19 protein-coding genes are annotated in these 21,345 nt (G+C 39.6%); 10 read left to right on the top strand and 9 right to left on the bottom strand.

Features of this window, described 5'->3' with window-relative positions; all coding sequences use genetic code 11:
- Window positions 1–57: 57 nt before the first annotated feature.
- Window positions 58–1,209, bottom strand: a complete 1,152-nt coding sequence (locus AC2117_RS11430; RefSeq protein WP_133974190.1) for an acyl-CoA dehydrogenase family protein — start codon at window positions 1,207–1,209, stop codon at window positions 58–60.
- A gap of 331 nt (window positions 1,210–1,540) precedes the next feature.
- Between AC2117_RS11430 and AC2117_RS11425 the strand changes: the two genes are divergently transcribed.
- On the top strand, window positions 1,541–2,758 hold the full coding sequence (locus tag AC2117_RS11425; RefSeq protein WP_133974188.1) for a CaiB/BaiF CoA transferase family protein: 1,218 nt from the start codon (window positions 1,541–1,543) through the stop codon (window positions 2,756–2,758).
- 187 nt (window positions 2,759–2,945) lie between these two features.
- Window positions 2,946–3,791 (top strand): IclR family transcriptional regulator, encoded by an 846-nt coding sequence (locus AC2117_RS11420; RefSeq protein ID WP_017389939.1) that lies wholly within the window; start codon window positions 2,946–2,948, stop codon window positions 3,789–3,791.
- 69 nt (window positions 3,792–3,860) lie between these two features.
- Here AC2117_RS11420 and AC2117_RS11415 read toward each other — a convergent pair whose 3' ends face one another.
- Window positions 3,861–4,670: an enoyl-CoA hydratase gene (locus AC2117_RS11415; RefSeq protein WP_133976337.1), complete on the bottom strand. Its 810-nt coding sequence runs from the start codon at window positions 4,668–4,670 to the stop codon at window positions 3,861–3,863.
- Window positions 4,671–4,957: 287 nt separating this feature from the next.
- Between AC2117_RS11415 and AC2117_RS11410 the strand changes: the two genes are divergently transcribed.
- On the top strand, window positions 4,958–5,929 hold the full coding sequence (locus AC2117_RS11410; RefSeq protein WP_133974186.1) for an NAD(P)H-dependent flavin oxidoreductase: 972 nt from the start codon (window positions 4,958–4,960) through the stop codon (window positions 5,927–5,929).
- Window positions 5,930–6,001: 72 nt separating this feature from the next.
- Here the strand turns inward: AC2117_RS11410 and AC2117_RS11405 are convergent, their stop codons facing one another.
- The 6 genes from AC2117_RS11405 to AC2117_RS11380 form a co-directional block, all read right to left on the bottom strand.
- Window positions 6,002–7,174, bottom strand: coding sequence for an MFS transporter (locus AC2117_RS11405; protein ID WP_133974184.1), 1,173 nt, complete (start codon window positions 7,172–7,174; stop codon window positions 6,002–6,004).
- Window positions 7,175–7,248: 74 nt separating this feature from the next.
- The gene (locus tag AC2117_RS11400) at window positions 7,249–8,082 is read right to left on the bottom strand and encodes an IclR family transcriptional regulator (protein ID WP_133974183.1); all 834 of its coding nucleotides are present in this window, start codon (window positions 8,080–8,082) and stop codon (window positions 7,249–7,251) included.
- Between the two features lie 108 nt (window positions 8,083–8,190).
- Entirely contained in the window at window positions 8,191–9,396 is a 1,206-nt protein-coding gene (locus tag AC2117_RS11395; protein ID WP_133974181.1) for a 3-oxoadipyl-CoA thiolase, read from the bottom strand.
- Window positions 9,397–9,410: 14 nt separating this feature from the next.
- Window positions 9,411–10,934, bottom strand: a complete 1,524-nt coding sequence (locus tag AC2117_RS11390; protein WP_133974179.1) for a 3-hydroxyacyl-CoA dehydrogenase — start codon at window positions 10,932–10,934, stop codon at window positions 9,411–9,413.
- Between the two features lie 61 nt (window positions 10,935–10,995).
- The gene (locus AC2117_RS11385) at window positions 10,996–11,757 is read right to left on the bottom strand and encodes an SDR family oxidoreductase (RefSeq protein ID WP_133974177.1); all 762 of its coding nucleotides are present in this window, start codon (window positions 11,755–11,757) and stop codon (window positions 10,996–10,998) included.
- Between the two features lie 29 nt (window positions 11,758–11,786).
- Window positions 11,787–12,575, bottom strand: a complete 789-nt coding sequence (locus AC2117_RS11380) for an enoyl-CoA hydratase (RefSeq protein WP_133974175.1) — start codon at window positions 12,573–12,575, stop codon at window positions 11,787–11,789.
- A 311-nt stretch (window positions 12,576–12,886) separates the two neighbouring features.
- On the opposite strand from AC2117_RS11380, the gene AC2117_RS11375 reads away from it, so the two are divergent.
- The 7 genes from AC2117_RS11375 (at window position 12,887) to AC2117_RS11345 (ending at window position 20,775) form a co-directional block, all read left to right on the top strand.
- Entirely contained in the window at window positions 12,887–14,041 is a 1,155-nt protein-coding gene (locus tag AC2117_RS11375; RefSeq protein ID WP_133974173.1) for an acyl-CoA dehydrogenase family protein, read from the top strand.
- Between the two features lie 57 nt (window positions 14,042–14,098).
- Window positions 14,099–15,385, top strand: coding sequence for an MFS transporter (locus tag AC2117_RS11370; protein ID WP_004642397.1), 1,287 nt, complete (start codon window positions 14,099–14,101; stop codon window positions 15,383–15,385).
- Between the two features lie 181 nt (window positions 15,386–15,566).
- Complete coding sequence (locus tag AC2117_RS11365) at window positions 15,567–16,844, top strand: MFS transporter (RefSeq protein ID WP_133974171.1); 1,278 nt, start codon at window positions 15,567–15,569, stop codon at window positions 16,842–16,844.
- A gap of 17 nt (window positions 16,845–16,861) precedes the next feature.
- Entirely contained in the window at window positions 16,862–17,530 is a 669-nt protein-coding gene (locus tag AC2117_RS11360; RefSeq protein ID WP_004642399.1) for a 3-oxoacid CoA-transferase subunit A, read from the top strand.
- Window positions 17,530–18,183: a 3-oxoacid CoA-transferase subunit B gene (locus AC2117_RS11355; protein WP_004642400.1), complete on the top strand. Its 654-nt coding sequence runs from the start codon at window positions 17,530–17,532 to the stop codon at window positions 18,181–18,183. The genes AC2117_RS11360 and AC2117_RS11355 overlap by 1 nt, the downstream gene beginning before the upstream one ends.
- 39 nt (window positions 18,184–18,222) lie before the next feature.
- On the top strand, window positions 18,223–19,539 hold the full coding sequence (dcaP, locus tag AC2117_RS11350; RefSeq protein ID WP_005047660.1) for an outer membrane trimeric porin-like protein DcaP: 1,317 nt from the start codon (window positions 18,223–18,225) through the stop codon (window positions 19,537–19,539).
- 18 nt (window positions 19,540–19,557) lie between these two features.
- Window positions 19,558–20,775, top strand: coding sequence for an MFS transporter (locus AC2117_RS11345; protein ID WP_133974169.1), 1,218 nt, complete (start codon window positions 19,558–19,560; stop codon window positions 20,773–20,775).
- Window positions 20,776–20,795: 20 nt separating this feature from the next.
- Here the strand turns inward: AC2117_RS11345 and AC2117_RS11340 are convergent, their stop codons facing one another.
- Window positions 20,796–21,245, bottom strand: a complete 450-nt coding sequence (locus AC2117_RS11340) for a PaaI family thioesterase (RefSeq protein WP_133976336.1) — start codon at window positions 21,243–21,245, stop codon at window positions 20,796–20,798.
- Window positions 21,246–21,345: the final 100 nt, after the last annotated feature.

Raw genomic sequence — 21,345 nt, 5'->3', positions numbered from 1 at the left:
CATTACCTACATTTGATTGAATGCACTTCAAATCTTTTTAAAGTGCTTAAAATTTAATTAAGACGCAGCGCGAATCATGTTTCGGGCAATAATCATTTGTTGAATTTGGGTGGTGCCTTCATAGAGACGGAACAGACGAACATCTCGATAAAAACGTTCAATCGCATATTCACTGATGTAACCCGCACCGCCGTGAATCTGTACGCAGCGATCAGCGACTCGACCACACATTTCGGTTGCAAACATTTTTGAACATGACGCCTCGGTACTTACGTTTTGTCCTGCATCACGTAGACGTGCAGCGTCTAAAACCATGCATCTGGCTGCATAAATTTCGGCTTTTGAGTCAGCAAGCATGGCTTGAATAAGTTGGAATTCGGCAATGGGTTGCCCAAATTGCTTACGTTCGATGGCGTACTTTAAAGAGTCGTCTAGCATCCGGGTTGCTGCTCCAACACTCAAAGCCGCAATATGCAAACGGCCTTTATCCAGTACTTTCATGGCAGTTTTAAAACCAACGCCTTCAACTCCACCAATGAGTGCTGAAGCAGGAATACGACAATTTTCAAAAATCACATCACAAGTGTGAGCGCCTTTTTGCCCCATTTTTTTATCGCGTTTGCCCAAAGAAATGCCGGGTGTTTGGCTGTCGACAATAAAAGCAGAAATACCACCAGCACCCTTAATATCAGAACTTGTGCGTGCCATTACTGTAAATACGCCAGCATGAGGGGCATTAGTAATAAAGCGTTTGGTGCCATTTAAAATATAAAAGTCGCCATCTTTTACTGCACTAGTCTTTAAAGATGCAGCATCAGAACCAGCATCTGGTTCAGTTAAGCAAAAAGAACTGATTACTTCACCGCGAGCTAAACGTGGCAAGAAAAATGATTTCTGAATTTCGGTACCGTCAATAATGAGACCACTTGAACCAATGCCATTATTGGTACCAATAAGTGAACGAAAAGCAGGAGAGGTCCGTCCTAATTCAAAAGCAACATAGACTTCTTCTTCCATTGTAAGTCCAAGGCCTTCGTAATCTTCAGGAATGGTTAAACCAAATAAGCCCAGCGCTTTCATTTGCTCAATAATATCTTGAGGAATCTCATCCGTTTCAGCGACTTCATTCTCATGAGGAATTAATACACCTTCAACAAATTGTCGAATCATATCAACAAGTTGATTTAGTGTTTCCTGATCTCGAATCATAGTCTCATCCTTTTACTACATACTAAAAACATCAATGTGATGTTCGCAAAATCACCAATATTTGAAGCGATAGTAATCAAAGGATGAACGCAAAACAATATATTTTGAAAATTAATTTCGCAATGCGATATATTGTTTTTGAATTATAATAAGCTAATTTATTGATTTATTTAAGCTATATTTTCTTATAAAAAATCATCATTTTTAGTGGAAAATTAAAGTTTGATTTTTAAAATGAGGTGTGTATATTAAAAATATATATCGCTATGCGAAATTTTAAATGGATAAATTTTCCTATAGGAAATGAATCACCAGATAGAGTGGGATGAAGATGGGTGCTTTAAATGGAATTCGGGTGCTTGACTTAAGTCGGGTATTGGCTGGGCCTTGGTGTGGACAAACGCTGGCCGATTTAGGTGCAGAAGTTATCAAAATTGAAAGACCCAAAGTAGGTGACGATACCCGTTCTTGGGGACCACCTTGGATGAAAGATGACTCTGGGTCTGATACTCAAGAAGCAGCTTATTATCAGTCTACAAACCGCAATAAATTATCGGTTGCCATCGATATTGCCAGTCCTGATGGCCAAGAATTGATTAAAGCTTTAATTCAAGACACAGATGTGGTGATTGAGAACTATAAAGCGGGTTCTTTAAAAAAATATGGTTTGGACTATGAGTCTTTATCTGCAATTAATCCGAAATTGGTGTATTGCTCAATTACAGGTTTTGGTCAAAATGGCCCGAGAGCAGAAGAACCTGGTTATGACTTTATTATTCAGGGAATGGGCGGACTCATGTCAGTCACAGGTGAGCGTGATGATTTACCGGGTGGTGGTCCCCAAAAAGTAGGTGTAGCCTTTTCTGATTTAGCTACAGGACTTTATTCTACGATTGCCATACAAGCTGCTTTACTTAACCGTCATGTGACGGGTTTAGGACAATACATTGACATGGCTTTGCTTGATGTCCAAATTGCGACTATGGCAAATCAGGGAATGAATTATCTTTCATCGGGTAATATCCCTAAGCGTTATGGCAATGCACATGCCAATATTGTGCCTTACCAAGTATTCAAAGCTTCTGACCGTGATTTTATTATTGCATGTGGAAATGACACTCAATTTATTCAGCTCTGTAGAAGTATTGGTTTACCCGATTTACCCAATGATGCGCGTTTTGCCCGAAATGCAGACCGAATTAAACATCGTGATGAAATTATTGAAATTTTATCAAACCATTTCTTAACTAAAACTGCAGATGAGTGGGTAGATGCGATTTATGCTGCTAAAGTTCCGGTAGGGGTAATCAATAACTTGGAGCAAGCTTTTCAAGAGCCACAAGTGATTGCCCGAGAAATGTTGGTCGAGATGAACCACCCGCAACGTGAGAAATTGAAGGTAATTGGTTCGCCAATCAAACTTTCAAGAACCCCTGTTGAGTACAAAACCGCTCCTCCGCTGTTAGGTGAACATACTCAAGTGGTTTTAGGTCGAGTCGTTTCTCTAGAAAAATTAGATGAGCTTAAGAAAAAAGGTGTGATTGCGTAAGCTGGTTTTAAAGCGAAGGGTTAAAATTATTTTTAAAATTAGAAAATAAAATATTTAGCCTTTCGCTTGAATGGTTTAAATCAAGTTATATTTTAGATGCAGACTAAGACGTTTGCTTTTTTGCTATTTATAGAAAAAATAGATTATAATTTTCGCAGTGCGAAACAAAATGTGGATTGGTATAAATATGAATGATGCAGTAGATGCAGAGCAAACAGAAAAATTATTAGCGCCTTTAAGACATGAATTATTACATCCGATTCAAGACATGCAGGATGAAAATGATCGCCAATTTATTACTGCATTAGCCCGTGGTTTAGAGCTATTACGTTGTTTTACGCCAAAACATCAGCATTTAGGGAACCAAGAACTCGCACAAATGACGGGTTTACCTAAGCCAACCATTACTCGTCTAACGCACACTTTGTCTCGTTTGGGTTATATCAAACAAGTCCCCAATTCGAGCAAATTTCAACTTTCAGTTGGGGTTCTTGCTTTTGGTTACTCGATGCTTTCTAACGTGTCGATTCGTTCTATTGCTCATCCATATATGAAAAATCTGGCAGACTATGCTGGCGCTGCGGTCGCAATGGCAACACGTGATCGACTCAATATGATTTATCTTGACGTGGTACAAGGTAAAGGAAATATGACCATGCGCCGTCAGGTCGGAACTTATTTACCGATTCATTTAAGTTCGATGGGACGTGCATGTTTGGCTGCAATGCCAGAAGATGAAAGAGAGTTTTTGCTTGATGCGATTCGTACCAAGCACAAAGAAGACTGGATCAAGATTAATCGTGATTTAGACAAAGCTTTTAAAGACTATCAAGATTTTGGATATTGTTTTTCAATTGGCGAATGGCATAAAGATGTGAACTCAGTTGCAGTTCCACTGATTCATGAACAACATGGTTTGCTGGTGTTTAACTGTGGCGGTCCAAGCTTTATTATGAACCGAGAAAAACTTGAAGAAGATATTGCACCACGTCTCTTACATATGGTGAATAACATTCGTACTGAGATTAGTTAATTGTATTGAATTAAAAAATCAAAAAAGGCCAGTAACTGTTGATTGCTGGCCTTTTTCATAAGTTGTATTTCAAATGATGTGCTTATGAAAATTGGTTTTTCTTTTTTCTTTGAAGGCGCTTATGGCTTCTTTAAATTCTTCACCTTGCAAACAATGAGAAAAAATAGTCGACTCATGATCAATACGATTTAATAGATCATCAATCGGCATATCTCTTAATAATTTTTTGCTGAGCTGTAAAGCTTGACTTGGTTTATTTGCGAGTTTGGTTGCCGTATCTTCAATAAATTGATCAAGCTCGTTTTCTTCGCATACGTTATTTACTAAACCATAATTTTTAGCTTGTTGCGCCGAAAATTTCTCGCCCAGTAAAATAATTTCAGAAGCCCGAGCGAAACCTAATAACCTCGGTAAGATGTAACTAGAACCTGCTTCAGGCACAAGTCCGAGGTTCACAAAAGGAAACTGAAAAATAGAGTTTTGACTCGCATATACGAAGTCACAATGTAAAAGCATGGTGCTGCCAATACCAATCGCCACGCCATTTACCTTGGCAATAATCGGTTTTGGAAACGTTGCTAAGCTTTTTAGAAACACAATTGAAGAGGGTGGTTCGGTACTGGTTGTATTACGCGTTTCGAATGCATTTACATCATTGCCACTGGTAAATGCAGACCCTTCACCTGTGAGTATAACCACATGAACTTCTTGATTGATTGCTGCGGTGTCTAATGCCTGACTGAGTGCAGAATACATTTCATAATTAATCGCATTCTTTTTGGTGGGATTGCTCATGGTTAGTGTGAGTATATTTTTATCTAAATGTTGCTTAATCACACCTACTGTCAATTTATTTTGACTCATATCATCCTGCTGCATCATTCATTCCTTTTGTTTAACTATTTGAAAAATATTTGCTTTATTGTTAATTCAAACCAAATATTCTTAGATAGATTTGAAATTAAAACTTTAAATTAATAAGATGATCCTATCGAAAATAAATTCCATTATCAATTAATTTGTTTTATATTGTGGTATAAAATTTTGTATTACGAAATTTTAAGCTTTATAAGTTTAGAAATGTTTATAGGATTTATGGGTAATAAAGTACCTAGACATGCTAAGGAAATCAGAAGCTAGGTATATAAAAATTGAGTGGAAATAATATGAAGACGAAAATTACAGAATTATTTGAAATCGAGCACCCGATTATTCAAGGTGGTATGCATTATGTTGGTTTTGCGGAGCTTGCAGCTGCGGTTTCAAATGCAGGTGGATTAGGCATTATTACTGGCCTGACGCAAAGGACACCTGAAAATCTAGCAAAAGAAATTGCGCGCTGTCGAGAAATGACTGATAAACCTTTTGGCGTGAATTTAACTTTCTTACCTACCGTAAATACACCAGATTATCCGGGTTTTGTAGACGCAATTATTAAGGGCGGAGTAAAAGTTGTAGAAACAGCGGGTCGTAATCCTGAACAGGTCATGCCTTATTTAAAGGCTGCAGGCATTAAAGTGATTCATAAATGTACATCTGTTCGACATAGCCTAAAAGCCCAGCAAATTGGATGCGATGCAGTTTCTGTAGATGGTTTTGAGTGTGGTGGGCACCCAGGTGAAGATGATGTACCGAATATGATTCTATTGCCTTTAGCAGCCGATGCATTAGAAATTCCATTTGTTGCTTCAGGTGGGATGGCAGATGGACGCTCACTCGCGGCAGCTTTAGCTATGGGGGCAGATGGAATTAATATGGGAACACGTTTTATTGCAACTCAGGAAGCTCCAGTTCATGCAAATGTGAAACAGGCAATTCTGAATGCAACTGAAAGAGATACCCGTTTAATTATGCGTGCTTTACGCAACACCGAGCGTGTACTGAATAATGTGGCTGTCGAAAAAATTGTAGCGAAAGAAAAAGCGCTTGGCGATAACATTAAATTTGAAGATATTATTGAAGAGGTTGCAGGGGTTTATCCTAAAGTCATGATAGAGGGTGATGTAAATGCCGGAGCATGGTCATGTGGGTTAGTGGCAAGTTTGATTCATGATATTCCGACCTGTGATGAATTGGTCAGCCGTATTGTTAAAGATGCTGAAGATATTATTCGTGGACGTTTATTGGGGCTTTTATAAAATTTAACTTTAGCTCATAACGTTTATCACGAAATTATTGAAAGTTATTCGTTTAAGATCAGTACAAGCTTGCTAGTTGTGCTGATCTTTTGCATCGGCAATACAATAATAAAGACACAAGACGGCAAAAATTAAGCCTAAAATACAGACACCCGTCCAACCAAAATGTTTCCAAGCATAACTGCCCGCTGTGGTGCCTAAAGCTCCACCAGCAAAATAACCCGTCATATAAATCGCATTAAAACGTGAACGTAATTCTTGATTGAGCTTAAATACAATACTTTGATTGGTGACATGAACTGCGGAAAGTGAAGCGTAGAGAATGAGTAAGGCAATAATGTAAAAGGCGAAATGGTAGGGTAAAAGTGAAAAAAGAATCCAACTTAAAATTAGCCCGATACCGCAATAAATTGAAATTTTATGGATATACCCTTGGTCAATAAATTTGCCTGAAAAATTGGCAACGAAAGTTCCTAAAACACCAACAAAACCGAAAAGACCAATCGTAAAGTCACTAAAAAAATAGGGAGCGGGAGCCAACAGTAATGACATGGTGGTAAAGGTTAAACTTACACAAGCAAATGTAAAACCACCAATATAAGTTCGAGTTCTTAAACGTCGATTTTGGATAAAAATCTGTGGAAGTGAGCGGATGGTTTTTGCATAGTTTTCAGATTTGGTGGGTGGGAACAATCCAATGCTACGGTGCAAAATAATGGCGATGACCAATAATAAAAAACCACTGACCAGATAAATCACATTCCATGCAAAAAGCGTAGACATTAGACCTGATAGGGAGCGAGCTAATAAAACCCCCATCATGAGACCACTTAGTAAAAAACCAACAACACGACCACTTTGTTGAATGGGAACCAAACTTGCTGCAAGCGGTAACAAAAGCTGGGCTGAACTGGAAAATAGACCAGTAATGATTGTACCTAGTAAGAGCAGATAAATATTGTGTGAAAAACCACTAATAATTAATCCACTTGCAGCCAGTAACATAAAGATGAAGAGCAGCTTACGCTTTTCTAATATATCGCCTAGTGGCATTAAAAAGAGTAGACCACATGCATAGGTAATCTGGGCTAAAGTCGGCACCCATGCCGTGGTGGTTTCGGTTAAATCTAAGCTTAAACTAATCGAATGAATGAGGGGTTGGCTAAAATAATTTCCACCTGTACAGATGCCTGCTGCAATAGCCATTAAAATAATGGTTGGAGTATAGAGTGCGTTTTTCATCATGCCTTTTTGTCATAATGAAAGAGGAACTTTAATCATCACAACCATTACTTTTCTAAGCATGGTTGGTAGTGCATTTAATTCAAAGCATCTTGAATGTTGTGCACCATATGAATTAAACGTGGTCCAATTTCACCTTCAAGTTTTTCTGGATTTAAATGGAAACTTGGCGCGCCGCAGTTAAAGACATAAAGACCGTGTTTAGAGCTAACCAATGGTACAGCGACCGAGTTCACTTCTTTATGCCATTCACCTAAAGACAAACAATATCCGTAATCTTGATAATCTCGGAAAGCTCTTTCTAGGGAACGTTTAATTGCAGGCCAGTTTTCAGCGTTTTTTTGTTTCAGCGCATCAAGTAAAAAATTACGTTCGCGTTCTGGGGTTGCCGCTAAACAGGCTCTTCCCATTGAACTACTATGAAGTGGCAAAGTCGAACCAATAGGGCGGCGCATATTTAAGGCAGTTTCAGTTTGTACAACATCGATATACACCATGTTCAGACGGTCACGTGTTGCCATTGCCACAGGAGCTTGTACATATTGGCTCATCTCTTCCATATATTGATGGGCAATATTACGGATAGAGATATTCGACAATGCTGCATATCCTAAAGATAAAACACCAATGTCTAATGTATATTTGGTCGAATTAGGCAACTGTTTTAAATAACCCAAAGACACTAATGTATTGGTAATACGTGCAATGGTCGGTTTAGGTAAACCTGTCATTTTTGCGAGTTCTTGGTTGCCAAGTACCTGATTACTTGCAGAAAAGCATCTTAAAAGTTCTAAACCACGTGCTAAAGAAGCAATAAATTGAGGATTATTTTCCCGATGAATATGTGAAATAGGATCGAGACGTATCTCATCAAAATTTATTGGTTTTTCAGTGTCCGAGTTTTGAGACATTCGATCCTCAAATATAATAAAGCAAAAGTTTTGCCATTATATTTCGCTCTGCAAAATAAATCCATTCATCACTGCGCTGTTGTGATGAATGGATATCTAGTTCGATGATTATGAAACGTTTTCAATCACCATAGCGAGGCCTTGGCCTACACCAATACATAAGCTTACGACAGCATATTTTTTATTTCGGCGGATAAGTTCACGTGCCACTGTTAAAGCAAGACGAGCGCCAGAAGCACCAAGTGGATGTCCAATGGCAATCGCACCGCCATTTGGATTTACGCGAGAGTCATTAAAATCAACATTTAAGCCTTTTAAGCAAGATAACACTTGGGAAGCAAAGGCTTCATTAATCTCAATAATGTCCATGTCATCTAAAGTTAGCCCTGCACGTGCAACTGCCTTTTTAATGGCTTCAATAGGACCAGCACCCATAATGCGTGGTTCAATACCAGCTGCCGCTGCTGACAAAATTTTTGCCATTGGTTTTAAACCATATTTTTGGCCTGCAGCTTCTGAACCAATGAGTAATGCTGCTGCACCGTCATTAATACCTGAAGCATTACCAGCAGTGACCACACCGCCTTCAAATAAAGGTTTTAACTTTGTGAGTGCTTCAACAGTTGAACTTGGGCGAGGGTGCTCATCTTCAGACACCAGTTTTGGCGGTAATTTTTTGCCTTGGAAAACTTCAATTGGGGTAATTTCACCCGCAAAAAAACCTTCTTCTTTTGCTTTTTGATATTTGGCTTGTGACTGAGCTGCAAATAAATCTGCTTGCTCACGGGTAATACCAAAATCGGCAGCAACATTATCACCCGTTTCAGGCATTGAATGGCCGCCGTACTGAGCAATAATTTTTTTATTCGGAAACCGAGAGCCAATCGTGGTGTCATAAATTTTAGCATCACGGCTATAAGCACTTTCGGCTTTACCCATCACAAAGGGTGCACGTGACATACTTTCTACACCACCTGCAATATAGAGTTCACCTTCACCACAAGTAATGGCACGTGCAGAGTCAATTACAGCAGCTAAACCACTGGCACATAGACGGTTTACGGTTTGACCGGGTACAGTGACGGGTAAACCTGCAAGTAAAAGTGCGTTTCTAGCAACATTACGGCTATCTTCACCTGCTTGGTTGGTATCACCTAAAATTACATCTTCAATATCAGCACCCGGAACACCAGTTTTTTCAAGTAACTTTTGAATGACTGTCGCTGCTAAATCATCTGGACGAATTGAGGCAAGTTCACCTGCATGGCGACCAATTGGGCTACGTAAACCATCATAAATATAAGCATTTAACATTGAGAAGTTCCTTTTCAAAACTCATTAGTAAAAGTAAGCGGTAAATTAAGCGCGACACGACGCTGTAACCATGGGCTAGGGCGGTAGCGTGGATCGTGGGTTAAATTCGATATGCGGTTTAGAATAAGTAAGATTTTTTCGCTACCGATCTGATCGCCCCATTCAATTGGGCCAAATGGATAACCTAGACCTAAGCGGACAGCAGCATTGATATCATCTACTGTTGCAACATTTTGCTGGGCAATATCGCAACCTAAATTAATGACCATGGACAAAACACGCTGAGCAACAAAGCCAATACTTTCAGCAATCATGCTGACCATATTTCCATCTAAATTGAAAATAGAGTGAGCTGCCTGATGGTAGTCAGCTTTTGTGACAAGTGATGGCATTAATGTACGATGCTTTGCAATGCCATAAAGCATGTCTATAGCAACAGCTCGTTCTGGGTTAACCCCTAGGCGAATAGCCGCTTGAGTTGTATCTTCACCGTAACAAGCCAGTAAACATAAACTGTCTGATTGCGGTTCAGGATTGGTGTCTAAAGTAATATTTTGCTGAGTTAAATAGTCTTCGAGCTGTGTTTTATCTTCAGAGAAATCTGCCGCTACCCAAACTTTTGGATATTGTTCTAAACGCTCTACAAACTTGGCGGGTTCTTCACCTGTTTTTGAATCAGTTTCATAATTATAAAAACCTTGATTGGTTTTGCGTCCAAGTTGTTTGGCGTCTAACAGTTGCTTGGTTAAAGGACTTGGTTTGTAGCGTGCTTCTTCATAATATTGATGGTAAATCGATTCCATCACAGGATGTGAAACATCAAGTCCTGTTAAATCGAGCAGTTCAAAAGGCCCCATTCTAAAACCAACACCATCACGTAAAATTCGGTCAATTTCGCTAATATCGCAGACGTTTTCATTTAAAATTTTGAGAGCTTCAGTTCCGTAAGCCCGACCCGCATGATTAATAATAAATCCTGGTGTGTCCTTAGCAACCACCGGGCGGTGGCCCATAGCACGTGATAGTTTATCTAAAGCATCAATTATACTTGGGTCAGTTTTTAAACCACGAATGACCTCAACAACTTTCATGAGTGGAACAGGGTTAAAGAAATGGTAGCCCACCACACGTTCAGGTTTTTTGCAGTTTGCAGCAATTGCCGTGATAGAAAGAGAAGAAGTGTTGGAAGCTAGGATAGTATTTTCGGAAACAACCTCTTCAAGTTGTTGCATTAAACTTTGTTTGATATCTAGACGTTCAACAATGGCTTCTACAATCAGGTCACAATCTTTTAAATCTTCAATTTGTTGCGCAACAATTAAATGACTATTTGCCGATGCTGCTTGTTCAGCCGTAATTTTATTTTTGTCGACCAACTTTTGAAATGTAGCAGCAAGTTTTTCTTTTGCTTGTTCTGCTGCACCTGCTTTAGCATCATATAAATAAGTGGTATGTCCTGATTGTGCAGCAATTTGAGCAATACCGCTGCCCATAATACCTACACCAATCACAGCCATGCTTTTAATATCATAAGTCATGTCGATCATCCTGATTATTGATCTGTATTTGAAATTAAGCGGATAAATAAGGGTTGGTGATTTAACTTAAGCATTGTTTATCACCATCAATTGGTAAGATCTGGCCTGAAATAGAACGTCCACTGTCAGAGGCTAAAAATAGGCATAAATCTGCAATGTGTTTCGGATTTACAAAATATTTGAGCGACTGATTTTTCAGTGCGTTTTGAGTCACTTCTTCAAGTGAGCTATGGGCGACATCTGCGCGGGCCTGTAGAACGCGTTGGACACGGTCACCATCAACAGCACCCGGAAGAATCGCGTTAACTCGAATATTATCTGCACCGAGTTCCATAGAAAGCGTTTTAGTAAAACCAATGAGACCCCATTTTGAAGTGGAATACGCCAAACGATATGGATAGCCTAAGCGACCTGCAATTGATGACATATTAATAATGACACCAGCGCCTGATTGCTTTAACAAGGGAATCGCTAATTGAGTAATTAAAAAAGTGCTATTCAGATTCAAATTAATCACCGTATTCCAGTCATCAAAACTCAGTTCATCTGCGGCAATGGTTGGGCCTGAAATGCCTGTGTTGTTCACCAAAACATCAATATGGCCAAGTTTTTGGACTGCTTGGGCAAACATAAGCTTAATTTGCTCAGGCTCTGCTAAATCACATGCATGTATGTGCAACTTTGGATAATCTCTCTGAAACTGTTCTAGACTTTGAGCATTAATATCGCAAACGAAAACTTCATAATCGTTGTTTAAAAATGCCTCAGCAATGCATCGTCCAATCCCTGAACCGCCTGCACTAATAAATACTTTTTTAGCCATTTTCATTCCTTTGTTGTTATCTATTTAAATTATTTACCTTGATAAGATGGTTTGCGTTTTTCAATAAAAGCTTGAACACCTTCATTTTTATCTTCGGTAGAGAACAGCAGTTGGAATGCTTTACGCTCTAGGGTTAAGCCTGCATTTAATGGAACATCTTCACTCATAAGTGCAACTTCTTTAATTTGTTGCAAGGCGATAGGAGGCATTTTTGCTAGGCTTTGCGCCATTTGAATAGCGGTGGGAATAGTTTGGTCGTCTTCAGTCACTTGTGAAACAAGCCCAATGATATAAGCTTCTTCAGCCTTCACCATTGCACCTGTCATAATCATGCGCATGGCATGAAACTTACCGACTGCACGAAATAAACGTTGTGTGCCGCCAGCACCCGGCATTAACCCGACTTTAATTTCTGGTTGACCAAAAGTCGCACCTTTGCCTGCAATAATAATATCGGCATGCATTGCCAATTCACATCCGCCACCCAATGCATAACCATTTACCGCAGCAATGACAGGTTTAGGGCACTGGGCAATCGCATTCCAGTAGCGCTCGGTATGGCGTAATAACATTTCTGTGGAAGTTGCGGTTGCCATTTCTTTTAAATCTGCACCAGCGGCAAAAACTTCTTCGCCGCCCGTCAGTACAACAGCATTGATCTCATCGTTAAAACTTAATTCTGTGAAGACTTGTGCTAATTGTTTGCGAACTTCAGTGTTGAGTGCATTTTTAGCTTCAGGCCGGTTTATTTTTACTACAGCTATTTTTGAAATAGAAAAGTCGATTTCTACGAAATTGTTCCCTGTGATTGCACTCATTTTTGAATTCCTTGTTTCGCATATCAAAACTATATTCCTTTTATGATGCTTATTTTGGAATTTATTTCAAGTCTTATTTAGTTGAATAGAGTGTTTATAAATCCATTTTGATTGTAAGTTATTGATATTACGTATTGGTCTATTTTTAAATTTCGTTAAACGAAATTAATTTTCAAAAAAGCTTGAAATTTGTATTTTCGTTCTCGTACTATGAAACACATCTGCAGTAAACAAGATTTAAAACATGGTAGCCAGAAAAGCTAAATATGGCTGATGGGTACGATGGAAATATATAAGAAGGGAGACCATTAATGATCCGTGATGAAGGGATGTTGGAGCAATTACTTTCAACAATTCGAGATTTTGTAAAAAATGAATTGATCCCTCGTGAAAACGAAGTGGTAGAGAAAGATAAAATTCCGGATGACATTGTGCAGCAAATGCGTGAACTCGGTTTGTTCGGACTCACAATTCCAGAAGAATATGGTGGCTTAGGCATCACCATGGAAGAAGAGGTAAGAGTCGCATTTGAGCTGGGACAAACTTCACCAGCTTTTCGTTCTTTAATTGGTACCAATAACGGTATTGGTTCAAGCGCGATTTTGATTGATGGCACAGAAGAGCAAAAACAAAAATATTTACCACGTTACGCAAGCGGTGAAATTATTGGTTCATTTTGTTTAACCGAGCCTGAATCTGGTTCTGATGCTGCATCTTTAAAAACCAGTGCAGTAAAAGACGGCGATTTTTACGTTCTAAACGGCACCAAGCGTTTTATTACCAATGCGCCGCATGCTGCAACTTTCACGGTCATGGCACGAACTAATCCTGAAATTAAAGGGTCGGGGGGTATTTCAGCTTTTTTAGTAGAAGCAAATACACCAGGCATTACTTTAGGCAAAATTGACCAAAAAATGGGACAAAAAGGTTCGCATACGTGTGATGTGATTTTTGAAAATTGCCGGATTCCTGCTTCTGCACTCATTGGTGGTGTTGAGGGAATTGGTTTTAAAACTGCAATGAAAGTGCTTGATAAAGGTCGTTTGCACATTGGGGCATATAGCGTGGGTGTTGCAGAGCGCATGCTAAATGATGCACTTCTCTATGCTATTGAACGTAAACAATTTGGCCAACCGATTGCTAACTTCCAGCTTATTCAAGCCATGCTCGCGGACTCAAAAGCCGAAATTTATGCCGCTAAATGTATGGTATTAGATGCAGCACGCCGTCGTGACAATGGTGAAAATATTAGTACAGAAGCATCTTGCGCAAAAATGTTTGCGACCGAAATGTGTGGCCGAGTTGCAGATCGTTGTGTACAGATTCATGGCGGGGCGGGTTACATCAGTGATTATGCCATTGAACGTTTTTACCGAGATGTGCGTTTGTTCCGTTTATATGAAGGAACCACGCAAGTTCAACAAATTATTATTGCTAAAAACATGATTAGGGATGCTACAGCCTAATAAAAAATTAAATGCCATGAGGCATCGGATGCCTCATGTTCCTCTAAGGATATGGATATGACCACAGAAACACTGAAGCAGGAAGCAAGCCCTGAAGGGATTCAAACCCCCAAAAAGATTTGGATTACTGCATTTATCTTTGCCTTTCTTACCTTGTTATGTGATGGCGCAGATTTGGGTTTTCTCGCGCTCAGCTTAACCAGTTTAAAAACGGAATTTCATTTAACGGGTGTACAGGCAGGTACTTTAGGAAGTTTAACACTTTTAGGTTCAGCAATTGGCGGTCTGATTGGTGGTTGGGCGTGTGACCGTTTTGGACGCGTGCGCATTATTGTGTTTTTTATTGCTTATTCTTCAGTTTTAACCTGTGCGCTTGGTTTTACTGATTCTTATATGCAGTTTGCCATTGTACGAGTCTTTGGCTCGATGGGGCTGGGTGCATTATATATTGCCTGTAATATTTTAATGTCAGAAATGGTGCCGACTAAACATCGTACCACCGTATTGGCAACTTTAATGACGGGTTATACCTTAGGTTCATTACTTGCAACCTTGTTAGCAGGTCATATTATTCCTGAGCACGGTTGGCGTTTTCTGTACTGGATTGCAATTACTCCTGTGGTGTTGTCGATTTTGATGCACTTTTGTGTGCCTGAACCTGCATCTTGGAAAAAATCACGTGAACTGAAAGCATTAGCTGCAACGACAGTCGATCCAACCCAAAAAGTGAAACGTCAGAATCCTTATCTTGAAATTTTAAAAGATAAAAAACACGGCACCATGTTTGTGTTGTGGATTATCAGTACAGGTGCATTACAGTTTGGTTATTACGGGGTAAGTAACTGGCTACCTGCTTATCTTGAATCTGATCTGGGGATCAAATTTAAAGAAATGGCGATGTATATGGTCGGTACCTTCCTGATTATGATGTTTGCCAAAGTAATTGCCGGCATTGTTGCGGATAAATTGGGTCGCCGTGCTGTGTTTGCTTTTGGAACCATTGGTACAGCACTGTTTATTCCTGTCATTGTTTATCTAAATACACCAACCAATATTTTATGGATGATGCTGTTCTTCGGTTTCCTTTACGGTATTCCATACGCCATTAATGCCACCTATATGACTGAAAGCTTCCCGACTTCGATTCGTGGTTCTGCGGTTGGGGGTGCCTATAATATTGGCAAGGTTCTGTCAATTTTCTCTCCACTTACAATTGGTTATTTATCGCAAAGTGGTTCTATTGGTTTAGGGCTATTGGTGATGGCAGCTGCTTATTTTATCTGCGGTGTGATTCCACTGTTATTTATTAAAGACCGATTATTTAACCCGCAAAAAGCTGATTAATTCAGCAGTGTTTCAGACTTGATCATGATCAGGTCTGAACCTAAATCATGCACGGTTACCAGTTAATTTATTGCATGAAAAAAAATGATAAATAGAAAGATGGATGATTTTTATAAAAATATTCTCTTTCAAATAAATGAGCTTAGGAATACTCACTTTTATGTAATGGATAGGTAAAAATATGAAAATGGAAGCTATAAGTACATTCCAAGACAATGAGGTTACTCAGACACCTAAAAAAGTCTGGGTTCTAGCCTTTATATTTTCATTTCTCACTTTACTTTGTGATGGTGCTGATGTTGGCATTCTAGCTTTTACTCTGACCAGTATTAAGGCCGAATTTGGTTTAACCACAATTCAGGCAGGTGCATTAGGCAGTTGGTCAATTTTTGGTATGGCGATTGGCGGACTGATTGGTGGCTGGGCAAGTGACCGTTTTGGACGAGTCCGCATTATTGTCATTTCAACAGCAGCATTTGCGATACTGTCGAGCCTGACGGGGTTTGCACAGTCCTATGGGCAACTCGCGATCTTAAGAATTATTACCTGTATGGGATTGGGTTGTCTCTACATCGGCTGTAACACTTTAATGTCTGAAATGGTGCCGACCAAATATCGTACAACGGTGTTAGCAACACTGATGACTGGTTATACCCTTGGTTCTTTAACCATTACAGGTCTATCAGGTTGGATTATTCCTGAATTTGGCTGGCGGATGCTGTATTTCATTACGATTATCCCGATTGTTTTGGCTGTTCTCATGTTCTTCTTTGTGCCTGAACCTGAGTCATGGAGAAAAGCCCGTGCTTTAAAACTTGCTAACCCTGCTGTTGGCACTGCCAAAAAAGCTGAGAATCCGTATATCGCCCTATTTAAAGATAAAAAACACGGCAAGATGCTCATGCTTTGGTCATTTAGTTCTGGATTCCTGATGTTTGGCTATTTGGGGGTGAGTAACTGGTTGCCTACTTATCTAGAGTCCGAGTTAGGGATTAAATTTAAAGAAATGGCAATCTATATGATTGGAACATTTTTGACCATGATGTTTGCCAAAGTGCTTGCTGGTTTTGTGGCAGACCGAATTGGACGCCGAGTTGTTTTTGCCTTTGGTACGATTGGAACTGCACTGTTTATTCCAGTGGTGGTGTATATGCATACGCCTGAAAACATTGGTTGGCTGATGCTGGCTTTTGGTTTCCTTTATGGTATTCCGTACGCTATTAACGCAACGTATTTAACCGAAAGCTTCCCAACCTCTATTCGGGGTACAGCAGTGGGTGGTGCATTTAATATTGGACGTATTGGAGCGATCTTTGCACCACTGACCATTGGTTATTTGGCAATGCATGGTTCCATTGGTGCAGGTTTATTACTGATGGGTATTGCATATTTTGTCTGTGGGCTTATCCCAACCTTATTTATTAAAGATCGTTTATACGATCCTCAAAAAGCTGAATAACTAAGGAGAGTGAAGAAATGATTAATAAAGTGACCAGTGATATTGAACCGATTTTAAAAGCTATTCCTGATGGGGCAACTATCATGACAGGTGGGTTCGGTGTTACTGGACAACCAGCTGAATTAATTGAGGCCTTAATTGATTTAGGCAAGAAAGAACTTACCATTATTAATAACAATGCGGCTTCTGGTGATCGGGGCTTAACGAATCTGATTATTGCCGGTTGTGTTAAGAAAATGATTTGTTCATTCCCTAAATCGGCTGGGTCAACCGTTTTTCAAGATTTATATCGAGCTGGAAAGATCGAGCTAGAGCTGGTTCCACAAGGGAATTTGGCATGCCGTATTCAAGCAGCAGGTGCAGGATTAGGAGCTGTTTTTACTCCAACTGGCTATGGCACCAAAGTTGCCGAGGGTAAAGAAACGCGGACTATTAATGGCAAAAATTATGTACTTGAATATCCACTTGAAGCTGATTTTGCATTGATTTATGCAGATAAGGCGGATCGTTGGGGTAATTTAACTTATCGCAAAGCGGCCCGTAATTTTGGCCCGATTATGGCAAAAGCCGCAAAAAATACCATTGTTCAAGTTAATGACACGGTAGAGCTAGGAATGCTTGACCCAGAGTGCATTATCACACCGGGAATTTTTGTTCAGCACGTTGTAAAAGTAGGAGATATCTAATGTCAGTTCAAAAACGTTCTCGTGAAGATATTGCTAGACTGATTGCCAATGACATTCCTGAAGGTTCTTATGTCAATTTGGGAATTGGACTTCCTACTAACGTTGCGAAATTTTTGCCAAAAGACAAAGAAATCTTTTTACATTCGGAAAATGGTGTTTTGGCTTTTGGCCCGCCACCACAACCAGGTGAAGAAGATGAAGACTTAGTCAATGCTGGAAAAGAACTTGTCACTTTATTAGAAGGTGGATGCTTTATGCATCATGGTGACTCGTTTGACATTATGCGTGGAGGCCATTTAGACATTTGCGTTATTGGTGCATTCCAAGTTGCGGTAAATGGTGATTTGGCAAACTGGCACACAGGCAAACCAGATGATGTACCTGCCGTAGGCGGTGCGATGGATTTGGCTGTGGGAGCAAAGACTATTTATGTCTATATGGAACATGTCACTAAAAAGGGTGAATCCAAAATTGTAAAAGAACTCACATATCCCCTCACAGGTGAGCAATGTGTAAATCGTATTTATACCGATTTATGCATTATTGAACTCAAAGATCAGAAAGCCTATGTCAAGGAAATGGTGGAAGGTCTAAGTTTTGATGAATTACAGGCAGTGACCGACTGTCCGCTCATAGATGCACGTGTAGCCTAATTTATACACATGGAAAAAAGCTTCTTTAAGGATTAAAAGATGAAAAAATTAATTTTAGCTGCAGCTTGTGCTGCGGCTTCAGGGACTGTTTTTGCAAATTCTTCAGATACAACAGAACAGCGAATTAATTTGCTAGAAAGTGAGCTACAAAAGTTAAAAGCAGAACTTGTAGCTCAAAAACAAAGTCAAAGTAATTTACAGGTCAAACAGGCCCAAATTGAAGAAAATGTCGAAAAGAATAAGAGCATTGAAACAGCTAAGCCGATTGCTCCTTCATGGGTGACTTGGACCGACAATGTTAAGGTTTATGGTATTGCCCGTATAGATGCGGCGGTCGATTTTAAATCTTCACCTGATTCGGGAGGCAGAACGACAAGTAGCTTAAACCGCACACCTTTTGAGAGTGATAAACGTTCTAATCATGCGCGTTCAGATGTAAGTGTAAATGCAAGCCGCTTAGGGGTCTATTTTAATAGCCCGAATAAAGCGGTTACGGGAAATATTGAAGCCGATTTCTTTGATAGCTCTAACATGGGAACGGGCGATGGTAAATTCCGTATTCGCCATGCATTTTTCACTTATAAGGATTGGACATTCGGTCAAACATGGTCACTCATGTCCAACATGGAAACACGTACAGAATCTGTGGATTACACACAATTTGTGGGAACTTCCTATACGCGTACTCCTCAAATTCGCTATGACTGGAAAATTGATGCCAATAATGATTTAAAAGTAGCTCTAGAATATACAGGTTCCAGAGTTTCGGCTTTTCCATCATTAACGGGGCGCTATACCTTTAAACAAGGTCCTTTAACTGCACTTGCTCAAGGTTTTATTAATGAAAAATCTGCAGATGTAGCCACCTCAACAGTTAAGAAAGTAAGTTGGGGCGCAGGGGGCGGGTTAAAATACCAATTAACGCCACAGCAATCGGTGCAAGCAAATTATCAATATATTGTTGGTGATCAAAAATTTATGCCGTACACCACGCAAAGCGGCTTGGCAAATTCAACAAGTTTAAATGCAGCGGGTGATTTTTCTTTAAATGAAGAAAAAACAGATTTAGTTATGAATAAACTCAATAGCGTAAATATTGGTTATACATATAAATTCAATGAGCAATGGCGTGCAAACTTATCAGCTTCAGTGTTTGATTATGATGACGATACGGCTTATGCAAAACTCAATCCCGATGCCAATAAGCGTTTAACTGACTATGCGGCTAACGTCTTTTATTCGCCTATTGAACAAATGGATATCGGCATGGAATACCATCAAGGTAAACGAGAAGTCTTTGATGGCAGAACAGCTGATGTATCGCGTGTAAACTTTGTGTCGATGTATAAATTTTAAAATAGGGCGTAATTAAAAATGGAAAAAATAGTTCGACCCGATGCAGACAATATTTTGTCAAAAAGCTTTATTTTTATCATGGCGATGACATGCGGGATTTGTGCGGGCTCGAACTATTATAACCAGCCTTTAATTTATTCAATTGCCAAAGCCTTGCAGGCTAATGCTGAGCAAGTGGCTTTAACCATTGTGATTGGACAACTGTCTTATGCAGTAGGTCTGTTTCTATTGGTACCACTCGGTGATTTCTTTGAAAAACGTAGTTATATTTGTTTGCTCATGTGTTGTACGGGACTTGCACAAGTTGGGCTTTCTTTTAGCCAAACCTTGCCAGTCTTATATGGCTTTACCTTTTTAGCGACATTCTTTTCTATTGCAACTCAAGTTTTGGTTCCATTTGCCGCAGGTTTGGCAGGTCCGAAAAAAAGCCCGCAAGTTGTTGGGACTCTCATGAGTGGTTTGTTCTTGGGAATTTTATTGGCGCGCTCTATTGCAGGTTTACTTTCTACGGTTTGGTCTTGGCATGCCGTTTATTTAATTAGTGGCATCGTCATTTTGGTTTTTGCTTGGATCATGTGGTCAAAATTGCCGGTTGCGCGTAAATCCCATCAACTCAATATTCTACAAATTTACAGTTCATTGTTTTCATTAGCGGCGCATCAACCTCATCTGCTTCGCCGTGGTTTTGCTGGTGGAATTGGCTTTGGTATTTTGGCACTTATTTTTACAACCATGACATTCCTTTTAGCCAATGCTCCTTATCATTTTAATGATTTCCAAATTGGTCTATTTGGAATTGTCGGGTTAGCTGGGGTGTTTGCCACACCGTGGGCGGGTAAGAAAATTGCAGCGGGACTTGAGAATAAAGTTGCACTGGTTAGCATGGCCTTATTAATTACTGCATGGATACCACTATTTTTTGCACAGCAATCTTTAGTGGCCTATGCGGTTGGCGTAATTATGGCTTACTTTGGGCTGTCTGCATTTCATGTACTCAACCAAAATCTGGTTTATAGAATTTCCGCGCAGGCTCGTTCTCGCATTAACTCAATTTATATGACGCTCTATTTCGGTGGGGCAGCCTTGGGTTCTTTTATTGCAGTTTATGCGTGGAAACACTGGGGATGGGAAGCCTGTGTAGCTTTAGGTATAAGTCTAGCCATTGTGAGTTTTATGATTGATCGCTTAGATTTCTATGAAATGGACAAAATTGCCAAGCAAGAAAAAGCTCCATAAGGAGGAGCTTAACACGACTTTTATTTTTGAATAATCATTAATGTGGCTGTGGCAAAAGCATACACTTTTCCGTTTTCATCCACGATTTTACCTTCGGTACTAATAATATTGCGCCCCGCATTAATCAACTCGGCCTTTGCGTAGTACGACGTATCAACTTGCATGGGACGAATCATCTTTACATTCAAATCAATAGTCCCATAACCAACACCATGTTCGAGTAAAGTATGCGCAGCACTTCCGGTAGCAGTATCTAAAGCTGTAGCGCAAAAGCCGCCATGTACACCGCCTTGTATATTTCGATGTTCTTTTCTAGGGGTAACTTTATAAGTGGCTTTACCTTCGGAAACTTCTACTAGTTGCATAGGGATGGTGTGAGCCATAGGCGATGGAGAAACTTCGCCATTTTTTAAAGCTGTTAAAAATTCAAGACCTGTGTATTTCGGGCTATCCATAAATCGTCCTTGGATGATTAAGCAATGTAATAACAATACTATAAATTGATTTTTTACGGAATAATATTTTGCAATACAAAATTAAAATAACAATCAATTTTTTATTTCTATACCC

This window comes from Acinetobacter calcoaceticus, assembly GCF_900520355.1.
Taxonomy (GTDB): Bacteria; Pseudomonadota; Gammaproteobacteria; order Pseudomonadales; family Moraxellaceae; genus Acinetobacter; species Acinetobacter calcoaceticus_C.
This window is presented reverse-complemented; position numbering and strand designations above follow the sequence as displayed.

Excerpts from the sequence above, each read along its gene's own strand:
- AC2117_RS11430 (WP_133974190.1), bottom strand. The coding sequence starts at position 1,209 with ATGATTCGAGATCAGGAAACACTAAATCAACTTGTTGATATGATTCGA.
- AC2117_RS11425 (WP_133974188.1), top strand. The coding sequence starts at position 1,541 with ATGGGTGCTTTAAATGGAATTCGGGTGCTTGACTTAAGTCGGGTATTG.
- AC2117_RS11420 (WP_017389939.1), top strand. The coding sequence starts at position 2,946 with ATGAATGATGCAGTAGATGCAGAGCAAACAGAAAAATTATTAGCGCCT.
- AC2117_RS11415 (WP_133976337.1), bottom strand. The coding sequence starts at position 4,670 with ATGCAGCAGGATGATATGAGTCAAAATAAATTGACAGTAGGTGTGATT.
- AC2117_RS11410 (WP_133974186.1), top strand. The coding sequence starts at position 4,958 with ATGAAGACGAAAATTACAGAATTATTTGAAATCGAGCACCCGATTATT.
- AC2117_RS11405 (WP_133974184.1), bottom strand. The coding sequence starts at position 7,174 with ATGATGAAAAACGCACTCTATACTCCAACCATTATTTTAATGGCTATT.
- AC2117_RS11400 (WP_133974183.1), bottom strand. The coding sequence starts at position 8,082 with ATGTCTCAAAACTCGGACACTGAAAAACCAATAAATTTTGATGAGATA.
- AC2117_RS11395 (WP_133974181.1), bottom strand. The coding sequence starts at position 9,396 with ATGTTAAATGCTTATATTTATGATGGTTTACGTAGCCCAATTGGTCGC.
- AC2117_RS11390 (WP_133974179.1), bottom strand. The coding sequence starts at position 10,934 with ATGACTTATGATATTAAAAGCATGGCTGTGATTGGTGTAGGTATTATG.
- AC2117_RS11385 (WP_133974177.1), bottom strand. The coding sequence starts at position 11,757 with ATGGCTAAAAAAGTATTTATTAGTGCAGGCGGTTCAGGGATTGGACGA.
- AC2117_RS11380 (WP_133974175.1), bottom strand. The coding sequence starts at position 12,575 with ATGAGTGCAATCACAGGGAACAATTTCGTAGAAATCGACTTTTCTATT.
- AC2117_RS11375 (WP_133974173.1), top strand. The coding sequence starts at position 12,887 with ATGATCCGTGATGAAGGGATGTTGGAGCAATTACTTTCAACAATTCGA.
- AC2117_RS11370 (WP_004642397.1), top strand. The coding sequence starts at position 14,099 with ATGACCACAGAAACACTGAAGCAGGAAGCAAGCCCTGAAGGGATTCAA.
- AC2117_RS11365 (WP_133974171.1), top strand. The coding sequence starts at position 15,567 with ATGAAAATGGAAGCTATAAGTACATTCCAAGACAATGAGGTTACTCAG.
- AC2117_RS11360 (WP_004642399.1), top strand. The coding sequence starts at position 16,862 with ATGATTAATAAAGTGACCAGTGATATTGAACCGATTTTAAAAGCTATT.
- AC2117_RS11355 (WP_004642400.1), top strand. The coding sequence starts at position 17,530 with ATGTCAGTTCAAAAACGTTCTCGTGAAGATATTGCTAGACTGATTGCC.
- dcaP (WP_005047660.1), top strand. The coding sequence starts at position 18,223 with ATGAAAAAATTAATTTTAGCTGCAGCTTGTGCTGCGGCTTCAGGGACT.
- AC2117_RS11345 (WP_133974169.1), top strand. The coding sequence starts at position 19,558 with ATGGAAAAAATAGTTCGACCCGATGCAGACAATATTTTGTCAAAAAGC.